The organism is Otoolea muris (assembly GCF_943193115.1).
Taxonomy (GTDB): Bacteria; Bacillota; Clostridia; order Lachnospirales; family Lachnospiraceae; genus Otoolea; species Otoolea muris.
Genome location: NZ_CALPCY010000010.1, coordinates 38,853 through 55,792, shown reverse-complemented (window position 1 = coordinate 55,792; position 16,940 = coordinate 38,853). Strand labels below are relative to the sequence as shown.

Genomic DNA, 16,940 nt, shown 5'->3' with positions numbered 1-16,940 from the left:
CGATCTGAGGTGAAAAGAGGAGGGACAGGATATGGGAAGAAACGGGCCGGTATAGGCAGATATGGAACGGTAACCGTCCAGGGTTATCTGAACCGTTACATGGAACGAGAGGACTATTTTTTAGAAAGAAGGAGAAAACAGTGAGTCACGAACTTATCGTATTTATCGTAATGATCGGTATCTTTATGCTGGGCTGCTTCCTTGCAAAGCTTCCGGTGGGCGTGTCAATGATGCTGTCCGCGATCGGGGGATGCCTGGCCGGCGGCGTGGGGATTCCCGTCCGCCATCTGGTAGAAGGTACGTTTTCGTATGTGGATACCATTCTTGTCATTGTCACAGCCATGGTATTTATGAAGGTGGTGGAGAAATCAGGAACGCTGGATGCTTTAAGCGCTTTAATTATTAAAAAATTTCATAAGCATCCCGCCATTCTTCTGATCCTGATTATGATTGTCATCATGTTCCCGGGTATGATCACAGGTTCCTCTACGGCAGCCGTTCTGTCAGCGGGAAGCATCATGGCCCCTGTGCTTCTGATCATGGGCCTGGACAGTGTTACCGCAGCGGCCCTGATCGCCATGGGCGCGCTCCTGGGCATGGTTGCTCCGCCAGTAAACCTGCCGGCGATGATCATCGGCGGCGGCATCGACGTTCCCTTTGTGGGCTTTGGGATTCCGCTGCTTTTACTGACGATCCCGGTGGCCATCTTTGCCGCGCTGTTCCTTGGACTTAAGCAGGCAAAAAACATGGATTATGAGAAAATGGCCCCGCATCTTAACACAGAGGCAGCGGAAAAATACGGCTTCCGCGTATACATACCGCTGTTTGTGCTGGTGCTCCTGATGCTTCTGACCAAGATCTTCAAGGTGATCCCGGATATCGGAATGCCCCTGATGTTCCTTTTAAGCGCCGCGGTGGGCTTATTTACAGGACGGAAGGTCAATGTGGTTCCCACGATTCAGGAGGCGCTTCACAGTTCCCTGCCGGTTATGGGAATCCTGATGGGCGTTGGTATGTTTATCCAGGTCATGACACTGACCGGCGTGCGCGGCTTTATTGTCATGACATGCCTGGGACTGCCGGAAAATATGCGCCTGGCGGCTTCCGGAATCTCGATCCCCTTATTCGGAGCGGTATCATCCTTCGGCGCTTCCTCCGTGCTGGGCGTGCCGTTTGCGCTGGCGTTCTTAAATATGGATACTGTATTCACCATCGCGGCCCTGTCCTATATCGCGTCGCTCGGAGATATGATGCCGCCGACCGCGCTGGCCGGCCTGTTTGCCGCCAAGGTGACGGGAGTGGACAATTATGTGAAGGTTTTAAAGCGGTGCCTGATACCCATGGCGGTGATGCTGGTGTACGGCCTGCTCTTTATCTATTTCTCAAAAACGATTGCAGGACTGTTTTAAAGGAGGAACGCGGATATGATAACATTGATTTACAGAGCCATTGCGCTTTTGTTCCTTGTATTTACGGCGGTTGACATGTATAAGGAAGAGGCTCCGTCCATGAAGATTAATAGCTGTATGGTCATGGTTCCTCTCCTTCTGCGCGTCCTGATGATTAAGTAAAGGAGGAGTGGAAATGGATTTTTTTAAAAAGAATAAACATCTTATGACGGCTGTCTGCGCTGCGGCAAGCCTTGCGGTTGCGGGCATTGCGGGCAAGGATTTCTATGATTTCAGGCATTATCAGGAAGTGATTATACCCGGCCCGGGCGTAACGCGCACCTTTATGCTGAGTGATTACAATGAGAATTTAAAGGGAACCTTTGGCGATACGACGGTGTATGTGATGGAAGGCGAGCGGGAGGGCGGAAGCTTTGTGATTCTCGGCGGAACCCATCCGAACGAGCCGTCGGGCCACATGGCGGCCATGACGATTGTGGAGAGCGGAAAGGTCGAGGCAGGCACGCTTTATGTGATTCCCAGGACGGATAACAGCGCCTTTACCCACAACGATCCCCAGGAGGGCTCGCCGCACTTTTTCCACATTGACACAAAGAGCGGGACAAGGGAGTTTGTATTCGGCTCCCGCGCTTCAAACCCCATCGACCAGTGGCCGGATCCGGACGTGTACACCCACAGCTCGGGCCAGACGCTTTCCGGAAGCGAGATGAGAAATATCAACCGCACCTATCCGGGCGTGAAGGACGGCACCATGACAGAGCAGATTTCCTATGCCATCACAAATATGATCAATACTCTGGATATTGATATGGAGATGGATCTGCACGAGGCGTCCCCGGAGTATCCGACCATCAACGCAACCGTGGCGCATGAGCGCGCGATGAGCATGGCTTCCATGGGCATTCTGGAGCTTCAGATGGCGGGGGTGGATATGTCCCTGGAGCCGTCGCCGGTATCCCTGCACGGCCTTACGCACCGCGAGCTGGGGGATCACACAAATACGCTGGCTCTTCTGATGGAGACCGGAAATCCGTCTCAGGGGCGTCTGCACGGAAAGACGAGCGAGGATCTCATTTTAACCGGAAAGGACGATTATTACATGAAGGCGGCCGCGGCCGGGTATCTGTATATTCCGTATGATGAGAATGGAGCGCCGCTTGAGATGCGCGTGGGACGGCATTTACAGGGCGTGCAGGAATATATAAGAGCCTTTACGGACATGTATGGGGCCGAGAAGGGCGAGATCGTGGTCAGCGGGCTCCCGAGTTATGAGGATCTGACGTCGGGCGGGCACAGGCTGGGAGAGTATTTGAATTAAAGAGCCTGCCTGTTACAGAATAATACACGTTTCGTTTCCAATATATTTACATAAGCAGGGGATCCCGTTCTTCGGAGGTATGTCTTACAGACCTTTGGGGAAGGGGATTCTTTGCGTGTGCTTTGTAAAAGCCGGCTTTTTGGAGGGGGATGGATCGTGTGCGGGCCAATAGTAACAATTCAGGTTGTCAGAACTGTTACCTGAACGGCAACATTGCCTTCGGGAAAAATGAGAAAAAATAGACAGGACAATTGAAATTGTTTATGATGAGGATAATAAGAATTCAGGTCGTAATGTCATTTGCCAAAGACGTCAGAACGTCTGTAAAATAAGGCGGTTAATATGAGAAAACAGATATGGGCCATAGCTCTCTGCCTGACGTTTTTCGCCGCGGCTTGCGGATATGTGCGGGACGCAGGGACGAAGGAGGAGGAGGCGCGCCGCAGCGAGTACCGGCTTCTTGAGGGAACCGGGCTGGAGCTTGCGGCAGTCCGGATTGAGGGAGTGGATCAGGACAGCGGCGGGACGCTTTATATTGTGGGAGGAATCCACGGCGATGAGAAGGCGGGGTGGATGGCCGGAGAGATTCTCAAGGATATGGAGATTTCGGCCGGGACGGTTTACATCGTCAGTCCTGCAAACCGCTACGGGGCCGGGAAGGATCAGAGGAATACCAGGGAGGATCGGGATTTGAACCGGAATTTTCCCGGCGATCCGGACGGGTGCGATGCACAGCGGATCGCGTGGGCTATTTATTCGGATATCCGCGATAAAAAGCCGGATCTGGCGCTGGATCTGCACGAGGCGAGGCCGGGGACGCAGAACAGGGACGCTCTTGGGAATTCGCTGATCTGCCGGTCGATTGACGGGATCGGCGATCTGATCCTGGAGATTCTTACCAAATCAGCCGGGGGGGAGATATGTTCCGGGGCTTTTACGCTTTACGGCTCTCCGCCGCCGGGAAGCATCAACCGGACTGTGTCGGACGAGCTGGGGATTCCGGTGATCACAGTTGAGACATTCCGGGAGGACGAGCTGGATATCAGGGTGAGGAATCATCTGGAGATCGCAGGGCTTGTGATGAGATATTACGGGCTGGCGGGCGATTGAAGGGTGTAATATATATTTTAAGGAGGAATTGACATGAAAAAGAACATGAAGAAGCTTCTTGCGCTTGCGATGACGCTGCCGCTGACCGCGTGCGGGAGTCCGTCGCAGCCGGAGAGCGCCGCGCCTGAGACAGTTGCGGCGACAGAGGCTGTACAGACGGAAGCAGCGGAAACAGAGTCAGAGCAGGATGACGGGCTGACACCGGTTGAACAGGTGTGGTCCCCGGTGGACGAGGACGGGAACACGAAGCGCGGCGACCGTGAGGGGAGCGGTTCAAACGGCGTTGTGACCTCTGCGAATGTATATGCCTCCCAGGCCGGCCTTGCGGTGCTGGAGCAGGGCGGAAACGCAGTGGACGCGGCGATTGCGGTGTCCTATGCGTTAGGCGTTGTGGAGCCGCAGGCATCCGGTATCGGCGGCGGCGGTTTTATGCTGGTACATACAGCGGATGGCGAGGACAGCTTTATCGATTACCGCGAGGTGGCGCCCGCAGCGCAGGATGCCTATACATGGCTGGACGAGAACGGCGAGGTGAAAAATAACGGACTGGCGAACAGCAGGGGCGGACTGGCAGTCGGTGTTCCGGGAGAGGTCGCAGGTATGGAATACGCCCTTGAACATTTCGGTTCAGGAAATGTTTCACGCCAGCAGGTCATGCAGCCGGCGATTGATCTGGCGACGCAGGGCTATGTGGTAAGTAATTACCAGTCCAGCGCAATCACGGATCATTACGGCGATATGGTAGGCGACTATCCGGATCTGGGGAGCTATTATCTGCGCGAGGATGGGCTGGGCTATCAGACCGGAGATATATTCACTAATCCGGATCTGGCAAAGACGCTTCAGATGATAGCGGATAATGGCGCAGACGCATTTTACAAGGGCGAGGTAGCGGACGCGCTCATTGAAGCGGTTAAAAAATATGACGGCGTTATGACAACGGAAGATCTGACAGCATATAAGGTTAATCTGCGTGAACCTGTCAGCTCCACATACCGCGGTTACAAGATTATATCCTGCCCGCCTCCGTCCTCTGGAGGAACACATTTAATCGAAATCTTAAATGTGCTGGAAAATTACGACATATCGGCCATGGAGGTAAACTCCGCGGAATATGTACATCTGTTCTCTGAGGCGTTTAAGGCGGCGTTTGCGGATCGGGCCGCTTATATGGGTGATACGGACTTTATTGAAGGCGTTCCCTTAGACGGACTGACCAGCAAGGATTATGCGAAAACGATTGCTGACAAGATTACGGATGAGAGCCAGAAATGGGATAAGGGAGATCCGAAGCAGTATGAGGGAAATTCGACCACTTCCTTCTCTGTGGCTGACAAGGACGGAAATATTGTAACGGTTACGCAGACAATCGAGTGTTTCTTTGGAAGCGCGATTGCAGTGCCGGGATACGGATTTATCCTGAATGATCAGATGCATGATTTCTCTACGGATCCGGAATCTGTAAACTGTGTAGAGGGCGGAAAGCATCCGTTATCCTCTATGAGCCCGACCGTAGTCCTCAAAGAGGACGGCTCGCCGTTTATGACGCTGGGCACGCCGGGCGGCGTGAGGATTTTCCCCACGATTGCGCAGGTTATTTCCCGCGTAATCGACAGCAACATGAATTTGCAGGAGGCCATCAACTGCGGGCGTATTTTTGATAATGGAAGCGATGACGGCGTGTGCTATGAGACGGCGGCAGAAGGCGTAGTAAGCGGGGAAAGCGCAAAAGCGCTGGAGGAAATGGGACACACGGTAACCGCCAAGGGCGAGTGGGATATTTTCTTCGGAGGCGTACAGGGCGTAATGTATCTGGAGGACGGCACGCTGTTTGGCGCGGCTGACCCGAGACGCGACGGCAAGGCGCTGGGATATTAATAACAGCAAACATGAAACCGCGCTCCGGCCGGGGCGCGCGAAACGATAAATAAAGGAGATAAGGATTATGAAAAAGAAATTAGCGGTGATTGCATTATGTCTTTCCATGGCGGCTGCTTCCCTGACCGCATGCGGCGGCGGGAGCCAGGCCCCGGAGACGCAGGCGGCCCCTGCGGCTCAGGAGCAGGAAAAGGCCCCGGCTCCGGAGGGAGACGGCGCGGCGGCAGGCGATGTGCTGGAGATCACAGAGGCCATTGCAGAGGGGCCGATTATCCTGACCAGCGTAGGCCAGAGCGCGGACGTGAACGTGGTTCAGACTTTGATGAAAAAGTGTGAGATTGAGACCGATTTAAATGCGACCATGACGGCCGATGATCTGGAGGGCTACAAAACGCTGGTGCTGGCCATTGGGGGAAGCTCCAAGGGGCTCGGCGCGGCCGGAGTGGATGAGAATCAGGAGCTGGATCGCGTGAAGGCGGTTATCGCAAAGGCAAAAGAGCAGGGCGTGACCATCATATCCCTGCATATCGGCGGAAGCGCGAGACGCGGAACCCTGTCCGACAAATTCGTTCCGGACGCCCTGCAGGCGGCGGATGCGGCCATTATCGTATCAGAGGGCGATGCCGACGGCCTGATGAAAGGGATTGTGACCGCCAACAGCATCCCGGCTTCCTTTGTAGAGAATCAGGTGGGAGCAGTAGAACCGCTTAAGATCCTGTTTGGGAAATAACAGATAATATAATAAATGGAAAACAAAGGGCAGGCCCCCGAAAACCTCATTATAGGATGGTTTTCGGGGGCCTGCTTTAAATACGGGTTTTTACGGATTACCGCTGAGGATTCTTTAAGCGGAATCCTTTGACAAGCTCATAGAGCCGCTTGGAGAGCCCCAGAAGTTCCGTGCTTGTTCCGGCGCTTCCCTGGACGGACGCGGAGTTGGTCTGCATCGCATTGCTGATCAGATCGATATGGTCTGTCAGATGATCGAGAACCTTCTTTTGCTCCTGCGTGGCGCTGTTGATCTGGTCTACAGAGCTGGAAACCTCGTTTGCCCCCTCAACGACGAGCGAGAGGGATTTGGCCGTATCATCCGCGATCCGGATGCCCCGCTCGACAGCCTGATGGGAGGCATGGATCAGCTCCTCTGTCTGCTTGACAGCGTCCGCGCTCCTTGCGGCTAAGTCGCGGATCTCCTTGGCTACAACGGCAAAGGTTTTTCCGGCTTCCCCGGCTCTCGATGCTTCCACAGAGGCGTTCAGGGAGAGGAGATTCGTCTGATCCGCGATGCCCTGGATAGCGCCCACGATCTTCTGGATCTCGGATGAGGACTGCCTGATATCCGACATCGCGCTGACTAAATTGCTCATCTCATGATTGCTGCTCACAATCTGCTCTTTCACGTTCAGCACCGTTTCATTCGCCTTTTGCGCATGGTCAGCGTTTGCCGTCATGTCTTTGGACAGGCTTCCGATGGAGGTGGTCAGCTCTTCAATCGCCTGCGCCTCTGCCAGAACGCTTTTCGCGAGCCCGTGCGCGTCCACAGACATGCTTTCCGCCCTCTGGGCAACCGCGTCCGCCGAGCTGTTGATCTGGTGCAGGGTGTTATTCAGCGCGCATGAGATCTTCTCAATCGAGTCCTGAATGGGAATAAAATCGCCGATATATTTCTGCGTGATATTGATATCAAGATTATTATTCGCCATCTCAGAGAGCTGTATGGAGATGTCATGGACGTAGTTGTTCATGGTTGTGCTGATGTGGTTGAACGCCTGCGCCAGCCGTCCCAGCTCATCCCTGGAACGCACGTCAATATGGATATTTAAATCACCCGCTTCCAGCCTGGCGGCTCCGTCCATGATGGTCTGGATCGGAGAGAGGTATTTTTTAATGATGTAGTAGACGATACACAGCATCAGGATTCCAAATACGATAATGGCCAGGGAGAGCTTAACAATATCGCTGATAATGGGGCCGTAAAATTCTCCTTTGTCAATGGACAGATACAGCATCCACTGGTTTCCTCCGCTCATCGTCAGGGGAACACTCACGGAAATTCCGCGGTTTTTGGTTGCGAAATTCGTGATGTTATTTTCAAGGACATATAAACTGTTGGCATTCTCAGAAGGCGGCATGCCGCTGAGGCTGTCCTGCGCCTTACTCATAATCGCATATCCGGTGTCTGAGGCGGGTTTCCCGACAGCGGCCGGATTGGCGGTATCTACCAGGATCGTTCCGTCCTCTGCGAGCGCTACCATATGGGCGGACTCATAGCCCGTGCCGGCAAAACGCATGGACTGCAAATCGTCCAAGGCCACATCCATACCGGCCACGCCCATAAAATTTCCCTCTGTATCATGAATGGGGGCGATAACGCTGATCATCATGATCTCTTTACCCATGAGCTCATATACATAGGGCTCCATCAGATAGGGCTCGCCGGTTGACTTGATTTGCTGGTAATACGCTTTTTCGTAGGTGTCAAAGGCGTCCTCATGTTTTTCAAAGAGATAGCCGGAGCCCTCGGGATCCGGGTAAGCGACTGCCTCATAGGCAATATCCCTTCTATGTACGCTGTACGGATCGCCGTTGGCGTCCGCGACCGTATTCTGCTCAAAATAGGCGAATACGGTAGTAAAATTTTTATTTCCCTCTAAAATACCGACCAGGGCGTTATCAATCGCATCGCGCTGCTCCTTTGGATCCAGGGCCGAAATATTGCGCAGAGAATCCGCAAACGCGGTGGCCTTCGCATAGGAAGCTTCAACATTATTTGCAATTAAAAAGGAGTTTTCGTAAGCGACGGATACCAGCTTCTCATTTGTAATCTGAAGCTGGGAGCGGGCGGACAGCGAGCTGGATACCGCAATTGTTACGAGAAAGATCGCTCCAATCATGAGAGCAATTTTTGAAATGATTTTTGTGCTGAGACTTGTGCCAGAGGCTTTGATTTTGGCTTGACTGGACATGGCCGTTTTTTTCCTTTCATAAGAGTTTTTGCAGTACATTGGCCGCTCTTCCCTGACAACATGGCCAATGCTACATTATAATAGCAAAAAAGTAAGAATATATCAGCTTTTGAACATATTTTTAACAGAATTTTAACGCCCATTTTTGGATACAATATGCCCATTAATAAGCATACAATTTGCCCAAAAATGAGCAGTTTTTTGGCGGAGTTATTGGATTTTCTCGAATTCTTTTTTGGCATGACTTTTGCTGTATATGTAAGTGTATAAAATAAAACGGTCCGTATGGACACAAAATGAAGGATTGGAGGAAATGAAGATGAAGTTTGGGGTATTAAAGGATATTAAGCAGGGAGAGTACCGTGTGATTGCCACGCCGGCGGAGGTGAGCATGATTGCAGGAGACGGCCATGAGGTCTATGTGCAGAAGGGCGCCGGGGCCGGGGCCGGATTTACGGATGAGGCGTACGCGGCCGAGGGAGCAAAGCTTGTGGATACCATGGAGGAGATCTACGCAGCCTGTGATTTTGTCGCCAAGGTAAAAGAGATTGAGCCCTCCGAGTATGGGCTTTTGCGGGAGAACCAGATTATATTTACATGTATCCATCCCGCCGCGCATCCGGAGGAGGTTCAGGCGCTCTTAGACAGCAAATGCATCGCGTTTACCGCAGAGGATTCCCACCGCTGCGGTTCGCCCAACTGTGAGGCAGCGGGAAAGGCGGCGGCGTCCGTGCTTCATGCCCTGGGCGCATGGGTTACGGTCATGGATATCAACATAGGAACGCTCCGGGATATCGGAAAGCAGTTTAATGAAGAGGTCAACACCATGATTTCCAACCGGTACAACATCGCAAAGCTGCTCCCGGAGATGGATGTGGTGTATAACTGCGTGAAATTAAGGCCGAGGTGGAGCGGATTGGCTCGTATTTTTCTTATAAGGTGCTGGCTCAGACCATCCAGTTCAGCCTGGTTCCCCTGTTCGGGATTCTGGTGATTTCCAGATTGTTTCCGAACATCAATTACGGCTTTGGCCTTTGTCTGGCAGCCGGTTTTTCCGGCGGACATGGGACAGCGGCCGCCGTGGGATCTACCTTTGCAAGGCTCGGGGATCCGGACGCGATGGATATTGCCATGACCTGCGCGACAGTGGGGATCCTGTCAGGTATTTTCGGCGGGCTCTTCTTTATCAAGCTGGGGACAAAGCGGGGATGGACGAAGTATATTAAGAGCTTTCAGTATATTTCCGGCGATCTGAGGACCGGTTTGATTCCAAATGAAGATCGGAAATCCATGGGACAGGAGAGCATTTCGTCCATGGTTCTGGATCCGCTGGCCTGGCATCTGGCGATCCTGCTGGTTGCCTCCGGGGCGGGGCTCTTGCTCTACCGGTGGATATTTAACGCAACCGGCCTGGATCTGCCGACGTATCTTCTGGCCTTCCTGATCGCCATTGTCATGTTCCTGGTATTTAAAAAAGTGGGAGTGGGAAACTATATAGATGAGAATGTGATCAGCCGTATTTCCGGAACAGCCACGGATTATCTGGTATTTTTCGGGATTGCCTCCATCAAGATTTCAGTGATTGTCAAATATGCGGTTCCTCTGACGCTGCTTTTGCTGGCCGGGATCTCGATTGTTGTGCTCACGCTGATGTTCTTTGGAGCTGCTATGAATAAGGGGAGCTGGTTTGAGCGCTCGATCTTCGTGTTCGGCTACTCGACCGGGGTATTTGCCATTGGATTTATCCTGCTGCGCATCGTGGATCCGGAAAATCTGTCCAAGACCTTAAACGATACGGCCTTTGCCGCGCCGTTTACGACGCCGATTGAAATGTTTGCCTGGTCCATGGGCCCCATGATGCTTCTCAATGGGAATCACTGGAAATTTATCGGGATTTATCTGGCAATCACGGCAGCCTGTGTGATCGTGAATATAGCGCTGAAATGGTGGTGGCTGAAAGAGCCTCTGGACCGGCCGGCAGAAGGGTGCGATTAGTACAGCCCTGCGCAGAGAACGATGAATACAGCACCTGTCCTGCGCGCTTGTGTTTGCCCGGGTTTTCTGCTACTATTTATAAAAATACAGGGCAGTTGAAGAAAGGGAACGTGAGCGCGTATGGAGTTATTAAAAAAGCTGTTCCACGGGAAAGGTTATATTGACGGAATTACGATTATCAACCTTGAAGGCGAAATCCTGTTTACGGCCAAGCTGAACGGGAAGCTTTCTAATGAAGAAAACGCGTGCCAGCTTGTGGGAAAACGGTTTCTGGATATCTATGAAAATCTGGATTCGGAGAGCAGCACGATGTTAAAGGCAATGGAGCTGGGTATGCCGCTTTACGTGGAGAACCAGCTTCTCAAGACAAAGAGCAGGGAGGAGATTCACATCACCTCTCTGTCTCTTCCTATTAAAAGCCGGGGTCGGATTGTGGGCGCTATCGATCTGTCCATGGAGGTGAGGCAGGAGGAGCTTTCGGATGCCCTGGACAGCATTGATTTAAAGGATCTGGTGTTTCCCCTGGACGGTTCTAAGAGGCTGGATCGCCAGAATACGGCGGTTTTTACGGAGCATGACATCATCGCAGTGGATGAGAAGATGAAGCAGGCGAGGGATTATATCAAGGTGGTGGCCGCCTGCGATCTGCCGGTCATGATTTATGGGGAGACGGGGACGGGCAAGGAGGTGTTTGCCCAGTCTATCCATAATGCCGGCGACAGGAGAGATAAGCCGTTTATCGCCCAGAATTGTGCGGCGCTCCCGGAAACACTTCTGGAGAGTATCTTATTCGGAACCTCAAAGGGGGCCTTTACAGGCGCTGTGGAGAATAAAGGGTTATTTGAACTGGCAGACGGCGGAACGCTGTTCCTAGACGAGATTAATTCCATGCCCCTGTCTCTGCAGCCAAAGCTTCTCCGGGTTCTCCAGGACGGGAGCTTTAGAAGCCTGGGCTCCAGAGTGATGAAGCGCGTCAATGTAAAGCTGATCGCGGCGATGAATACCGATCCGGTAAAAGCCATGCAGGAGGGCCAGCTCAGACGGGATATCTATTACCGCTTAAGCATGATGTCCATTACCATACCGCCGCTTCGCGAGAGGAAAAGAGATATACCGCATTTTATCAAATTTTATATAGGCAAGCACAACGCGACCTTTCACAAGAGGGTGCAGTATGTGTCAAAGGAGCTGATCGCCCGCCTGGAGGAATACGACTGGCCCGGCAATGTTCGCGAGTTGGAACATGTCATTGTGTACGGGATGAGCGTGGTTGATGAGGGCAGGGACGTGCTGAGATTCGAGGATGTGAAGGCGAAATTTGCAGAGTTTGGCCGTGCTAAACAGGAGCCGGCAGACAGCGGCGTAAAGGGCGGCGCGCCGTGCGCTTCCCTTAAAAGTGCGGTGGAGGCATATGAAAGGGAGCTTATTGCCGGGACGCTCCGGGAGACAGGAGGAAATCTTTCAAAGGCTGCAAAACGGCTTGACGTACCCAGGCAGACGCTTCAGAGAAAGGCGGCCCGGCACGGGCTGCTGAAGGAAGGAAAGGCATAAGGGATGAATGGAATGATCAATAAAAATGCAATTAAGGATGTACTGTTTTTGCTGGCCGGCGCGGTCGTATACAGTATCGGAACGCACAGTTTCATAGAGCCGGCCAATATTGCGCCGGGCGGCGCGGTAGGCATTGCGCTGATGGGGAATTTCCTGACAGACCTTCCGGTGGGACGTCTGACGCTGGCCGTGAACCTGCCGCTCCTTGCGCTGGCCTGGTTCCACTTAAGCAGGAAATTCACGATCCGCACAGCCGCTGCCTGCGGCATATGCTCGCTGATCCTGGATTTTGCCATAGCCCCGCTCTGTCCAATTTATGGGGGAGATCGGCTGATGTGCAGCCTGTACGGCGGTATTTTGGTGGGCGTAGGCATGGCGCTTATCTTCCTGTCCGGTTCCACCACAGGGGGCAGCGATGTAGTGGGCTATCTGATGCAGAAAAAATATCCCCATGTATCCATCGGACGGGCGCTGCTTTTGATAGACGGGCTGATCCTCTCCATATCCGTGTTTGTATTTAAAAATGTGGATGCCGCCCTCTTTGGCCTCATCTCGCTGTATGTGCAGACAAAGGTCATTGATATGATGATTTACGGAAACGATGCGGGCAGCAAGGTTTCCATCATCACGCGCTTTCCGCAGGAGATCGGGAACCGCATCATACGGGAGCTTGACCGGACCGCTACGATCATCCCCTGCCGCGGCGCTTTCAGCGGGCAGGAATCCACAATCGTGCTCTGCACCGTGAGAAAATCAGAATTCAGCATCCTCAAGCGGATCATCGGCGAGACGGACGAAAATGCGTTTGTGATGGTCACAGAGACGACCGAGGTGTTCGGGCTGGGCTTTAAGGATGTAGTGGAATCGTGACGGCTGTCCGGACAGCCGGCACATCACGCGCCCCGGAGCAATTTCAGACACGCGCTGGCGCCGCATTGTATAATCCCGGGATCAACAGCGGGCGCAGGTTTTGGCATTCCGGCCTCAAATGGGAATATATATTTTATAACGGAAGGAAATCCCATATGAGGTTTGTCTATGAAGCGGATAGCGCAGCGGATTATGAAACGAGTGACAGTAGAGGCGGCGGCCGGACTGGCGCTGACAGGGATGCTGTTTATGACAGCCCGGTACGCCGGGCTGGCGGCGTCGGGAAGCAGCGTACATATCGGAAAAGAGCGGCCGGTGGTGGTTCTGGACAGCGGACATGGAGGGACTTTTCACAGACCCAAAAATGATTCTGGCCTGGGAAAGGATTTGTCGATATCAGGGGGAGTTTTGCAAGGTTTTTTATGATAGACTTGTCTTTAGAAAGGCAGGTCTATTATTATGCAAAAATGAATGTAAACTTGGCTGATCGCCATTAGATATAAGGCTGAAAAATGCACAAATACAGAATGTTCACTGATTTTTAGTACTTGTAAAGCGGGGACATGTATGCTAAAATAGACCTTGAGAAATTCAAGGATGACAAGGTGTACCACCACGGAGAGTTGGCGCTCCCCGTGGCAAGGATGGTATCTGGGCTACCACACAATACTGACAAATCAGCGATACACAAATGTAATTATAAGGCACTGGAGGTAAAAGTGCAATCTTTTTGTGTTGTAAGTTGATGAAGCTAACCTTAAGATATATTTGCGAGGTGTTAGTGTGGACGCATACTGGCGCCTCATTCTTGATTTCTCACTCAGGTGCTTTGGTGGCGGAGCGATCCGCCACTGGGGTGCGTTAAGTGAGAAGTCGGAGTTTGAAAAGACTACGATTTATTTGCCGTGTTCGTAGTCTTTTTTATTTCTTCGATTTTGGCGTTTGTAACCATGTTGATCCAAAACGGCAAAATTACAAGAAAGCAGGAGTTGCCTGCGGAAAGAGGGAAAGATGAAAAGACAGTTAAAGACAATTGTCGCTTTTGCGGCGGCGGCAGCCATGACGATGGCAGTGGTGGTAACGGCGAGTGCGGCTGACTGGAGGCAGGATGCAAAAGGCTGGCGGGTTGAAAATGAAGATGGTTCCTATCTGACAAACCAGTGGTATCAGTCACCGGCCAGCGGATTATGGTATTATATGGGCGCTGACGGGTATATGCTTACAAATACTACTACCCCAGATGGTTATGTTGTCAATGCGGATGGAGTTTGGGAGCAAAATGCTGCGGCAAGTCAGCAAAGTGTCTCAACATTGGCTGCTTCGGATTTTATTATATCCGGCGACAGTGATATGAGTTGGTATAATAATAGCTTTTTGGAATATTGCGAAGTGGAGGCTACTGGTTCATGGGCAATTGTCCCCTATAGTAAGGATTGGCCGATAACGACCAGCAGGGGGATTTCCTTTCAAAATAGCAGGACAGATGTAATCAACGCTTATGGAAATCCTAGCCAGATATTTTCAAAAGTTACAGCAGAAAATGATGGTATGTATCGTTACTATACACAAGTGATTGCTGTAACTGATCCTCAATATGACGATGGAGAACGTTATATGGCAAGCTTACTGGAGCCATTAAGCTGCATACATTATGCTATGAACGAATATAGCATAAGATTTTATTTTGATCAAAATGATCAAGTGGCTTGTATTGGGTATGCAAAAAATATTGAAAACATAAATTATTCTTATTGAGTCAACAATCTGTCATAAATTTTTTAGAGCCGCTGGCAACAAACCGCCAGCGGCTTTTTCCATGCCCTGCCAGGCGGCAAACCACCCAATTATCAGGATCTGTATCATATTCAATCCGTTCTGGGAATACGTTGTTAGAAAATGCAGCGGATTCATCAGATATGAAAAATCAGGCCGAGGGTAAAAAGCAAAAGGTTAATACCTGGACAGTTGTCCGCAGCTATCAATCAAAGTTTTCTTATGCAGAGGCTGTGGAGCGATTGATTAAAATTCATAGTGTTACCAAGGAGAAATAGAGATGGAAACGAAAACTAAGAGATTTAAAATACATAATTCCCTGTATCCTGACAAATGGAGCGCAGGCATTTATGTCAGACTTTCTGATGAGGACAGAGATAAGAAAAGAAAAACTGATTTTAGTCAGAGTATTCAGAATCAGACAGATTTTTGCAGGTCTTATATTGAATATTTGAATAATCAGCCGGACGAGGAATTTACACTTGCAGAATATAAAATTTATTGTGATGACGACTGTACGGGGATGAATTTTGACCGAAGCGGGTTTCAGGAAATGATGCGTGATGTTCAGGCAAATGTAATTGATTGTATTATCGTAAAAAATTTATCACGTCTGGGCCGTTATGATACAGAGATGCAGATATATCTGGAAAAAAAGTTTGAACAGCATGGCAGGGAGGTTCGCCTGATCGCCATTGGCGATAACTATGATAGTTTATACAAAGAAAATAATCTTGAATACAGAATCCGGCTGATGCTTAATCGGGAATATTCAGAAACGCAGCATAAGAATGTTAGCATTGCTATGCATTCCATGCAGAAAAAAGGTTTTTTTGTGGGGGCATTTGCCCCCTATGGGTATCAGAAAGACCCTGAAAACAAACATCATCTTATCGTTGATCCTACGGCTGCTGTTGTGGTTAGAGAGATTTTTGACAAGTATCTCATGGGGATTTCTCCTAAAGAGATTGCGGCTGACTTGACCAGGGAAGGGATTGTAAATCCAGCAACTTATAAACGACTTCATGGTTCTAATTTCAGGTGCAGCAAAAAAATATCGGATGAGGAAGTGCATTGGCGTAGCGATGGGGTCAAAAAGATTTTAATGGATGAAACTTATACGGGGACGCTTGTTCAACATAAGCAGGTGAAGCGGAAGCTAATGGATGATAAGCCAACACGGGTAAAGAAAGACCAGTGGATTCGCTGTGAGGGAACACATGAAGCGGTTATTTCTAAGGAAGACTGGATAACTGCTCAGTCTATGATGAAAGAGGTTAAACGGGATATTACGAAAAAAGATGAGGTGACGATTTTTAAGGGTATACTAAAGTGCGGAGATTGCCGCCACGCCATGCGGAAAAGGCAGGATTCCTACAAGCAGCAAAAAAACGGCGAAACGGTGAAGTATTTATATTATAATTGTGCAACCTTTCGTGATTATAGCCAGCATAAGAAGCAGCTTGGAGAGAATGCGCCCAAGTGTACAAGCCATTATGTATCAGATAAACTGCTTCGTGGGATTGTAATTGACGATTTGAATAAAATCATCTGTCAGGTGGAAAACCTGCGGGAATTGGCGAAGAAACATCAGCAGACGCCAAAACAGGAGTTTCCTGGGATTGGCCATCAGATTGAAGTTAAACAAAGAGAAATCTCTAAATACGTAAATCGTTTGGAAAAGGCCAGAGATAACCTGAACGATGAAATGATCAGTAAAGAGGAGTACATGAGCGATAAAGCAAGATACGAGGCGGCTATCAATAACCTGGATAATGAGATCAAGCTGTTGCAAAAGGCCGATTCCAAGGTCAGCGATGTGCTTTCTAACCCGTGGGTAGAGAGGCTTTTGGAGAATGGAGCGATCACAGAACTTGACCGTGCTACAGTGGTGGAGTTTATTGACAAGATTTATGTGTTTGAAGATAAACATATTGAGATTGTCTATAAGTTCAGCGGGGAGTTTGACGGATTGTTTGTGAAGTCTGTTTAAGAGTATCCGTGAAATTTTAGACAACTTGCAATATGTTGGGTAAAATGTTATACTTATTTAAAAAGGAGAGTTATTAA

14 protein-coding genes are annotated in these 16,940 nt (G+C 50.5%); 13 read left to right on the top strand and 1 reads right to left on the bottom strand.

From position 1 onward, the window contains the following. Window positions 1-140 precede the first annotated feature (140 nt). From NFS31_RS08515 to NFS31_RS08490, 6 genes are all read left to right on the top strand, one after another. Window positions 141-1,409 carry a TRAP transporter large permease subunit gene (locus NFS31_RS08515; RefSeq protein ID WP_251493450.1) on the top strand — a complete coding sequence of 423 codons (1,269 nt, stop codon included), beginning with the start codon at window positions 141-143 and terminating at the stop codon, window positions 1,407-1,409. Window positions 1,410-1,424: 15 nt separating this feature from the next. Further along, window positions 1,425-1,571: a hypothetical protein gene (locus tag NFS31_RS08510; RefSeq protein WP_251493448.1), complete on the top strand. Its 147-nt coding sequence runs from the start codon at window positions 1,425-1,427 to the stop codon at window positions 1,569-1,571. Between the two features lie 13 nt (window positions 1,572-1,584). Then, window positions 1,585-2,727 carry a M14 family metallopeptidase gene (locus NFS31_RS08505; protein ID WP_251493446.1) on the top strand — a complete coding sequence of 381 codons (1,143 nt, stop codon included), beginning with the start codon at window positions 1,585-1,587 and terminating at the stop codon, window positions 2,725-2,727. A gap of 342 nt (window positions 2,728-3,069) precedes the next feature. Next, a complete protein-coding gene (locus NFS31_RS08500; protein WP_251493444.1) occupies window positions 3,070-3,837 on the top strand; it encodes a M14 family metallopeptidase in 768 nt (255 codons plus the stop codon). A gap of 33 nt (window positions 3,838-3,870) precedes the next feature. Beyond that, the gene (gene ggt / locus NFS31_RS08495; RefSeq protein ID WP_251493442.1) at window positions 3,871-5,715 is read left to right on the top strand and encodes a gamma-glutamyltransferase; all 1,845 of its coding nucleotides are present in this window, start codon (window positions 3,871-3,873) and stop codon (window positions 5,713-5,715) included. Window positions 5,716-5,782: 67 nt separating this feature from the next. After that, window positions 5,783-6,445 carry a DUF6305 family protein gene (locus NFS31_RS08490; RefSeq protein ID WP_251493440.1) on the top strand — a complete coding sequence of 221 codons (663 nt, stop codon included), beginning with the start codon at window positions 5,783-5,785 and terminating at the stop codon, window positions 6,443-6,445. Between the two features lie 97 nt (window positions 6,446-6,542). Here the strand turns inward: NFS31_RS08490 and NFS31_RS08485 are convergent, their stop codons facing one another. Continuing rightward, on the bottom strand, window positions 6,543-8,681 hold the full coding sequence (locus NFS31_RS08485; RefSeq protein ID WP_251493438.1) for a methyl-accepting chemotaxis protein: 2,139 nt from the start codon (window positions 8,679-8,681) through the stop codon (window positions 6,543-6,545). Window positions 8,682-9,000: 319 nt separating this feature from the next. Between NFS31_RS08485 and NFS31_RS08480 the strand changes: the two genes are divergently transcribed. The 7 genes from NFS31_RS08480 (at window position 9,001) to NFS31_RS08450 (ending at window position 16,863) form a co-directional block, all read left to right on the top strand. Then, window positions 9,001-9,675, top strand: a complete 675-nt coding sequence (locus tag NFS31_RS08480; protein ID WP_251493436.1) for a Rossmann-fold NAD(P)-binding domain-containing protein — start codon at window positions 9,001-9,003, stop codon at window positions 9,673-9,675. Beyond that, window positions 9,588-10,676, top strand: coding sequence for a sodium/glutamate symporter (locus NFS31_RS08475; protein ID WP_251493434.1), 1,089 nt, complete (start codon window positions 9,588-9,590; stop codon window positions 10,674-10,676). The genes NFS31_RS08480 and NFS31_RS08475 overlap by 88 nt, the downstream gene beginning before the upstream one ends. Window positions 10,677-10,796: 120 nt before the next feature. After that, a complete protein-coding gene (locus NFS31_RS08470) occupies window positions 10,797-12,227 on the top strand; it encodes a sigma-54 interaction domain-containing protein (RefSeq protein ID WP_251493433.1) in 1,431 nt (476 codons plus the stop codon). Window positions 12,228-12,230: 3 nt separating this feature from the next. Beyond that, entirely contained in the window at window positions 12,231-13,097 is an 867-nt protein-coding gene (locus NFS31_RS08465) for a YitT family protein (protein ID WP_251493432.1), read from the top strand. 168 nt (window positions 13,098-13,265) lie between these two features. Then, entirely contained in the window at window positions 13,266-13,523 is a 258-nt protein-coding gene (locus tag NFS31_RS08460; RefSeq protein ID WP_251493431.1) for a hypothetical protein, read from the top strand. 585 nt (window positions 13,524-14,108) lie between these two features. Further along, the gene (locus tag NFS31_RS26870; protein ID WP_275563881.1) at window positions 14,109-14,852 is read left to right on the top strand and encodes a hypothetical protein; all 744 of its coding nucleotides are present in this window, start codon (window positions 14,109-14,111) and stop codon (window positions 14,850-14,852) included. 298 nt (window positions 14,853-15,150) lie between these two features. Then, window positions 15,151-16,863, top strand: a complete 1,713-nt coding sequence (locus NFS31_RS08450; protein WP_251493430.1) for a recombinase family protein — start codon at window positions 15,151-15,153, stop codon at window positions 16,861-16,863. The last annotated feature ends 77 nt before the right edge of the window (window positions 16,864-16,940 follow it).

Coding starts and splice junctions, on each gene's coding strand:
- NFS31_RS08450 (WP_251493430.1), top strand. CDS start 15,151: ATGGAAACGAAAACTAAGAGATTTAAAATACATAATTCCCTGTATCCT.
- NFS31_RS08505 (WP_251493446.1), top strand. CDS start 1,585: ATGGATTTTTTTAAAAAGAATAAACATCTTATGACGGCTGTCTGCGCT.
- ggt (WP_251493442.1), top strand. CDS start 3,871: ATGAAAAAGAACATGAAGAAGCTTCTTGCGCTTGCGATGACGCTGCCG.
- NFS31_RS08510 (WP_251493448.1), top strand. CDS start 1,425: ATGATAACATTGATTTACAGAGCCATTGCGCTTTTGTTCCTTGTATTT.
- NFS31_RS08480 (WP_251493436.1), top strand. CDS start 9,001: ATGAAGTTTGGGGTATTAAAGGATATTAAGCAGGGAGAGTACCGTGTG.
- NFS31_RS08485 (WP_251493438.1), bottom strand. CDS start 8,681: ATGTCCAGTCAAGCCAAAATCAAAGCCTCTGGCACAAGTCTCAGCACA.
- NFS31_RS08470 (WP_251493433.1), top strand. CDS start 10,797: ATGGAGTTATTAAAAAAGCTGTTCCACGGGAAAGGTTATATTGACGGA.
- NFS31_RS08490 (WP_251493440.1), top strand. CDS start 5,783: ATGAAAAAGAAATTAGCGGTGATTGCATTATGTCTTTCCATGGCGGCT.
- NFS31_RS08500 (WP_251493444.1), top strand. CDS start 3,070: ATGAGAAAACAGATATGGGCCATAGCTCTCTGCCTGACGTTTTTCGCC.
- NFS31_RS26870 (WP_275563881.1), top strand. CDS start 14,109: ATGAAAAGACAGTTAAAGACAATTGTCGCTTTTGCGGCGGCGGCAGCC.
- NFS31_RS08465 (WP_251493432.1), top strand. CDS start 12,231: ATGAATGGAATGATCAATAAAAATGCAATTAAGGATGTACTGTTTTTG.
- NFS31_RS08460 (WP_251493431.1), top strand. CDS start 13,266: ATGAAGCGGATAGCGCAGCGGATTATGAAACGAGTGACAGTAGAGGCG.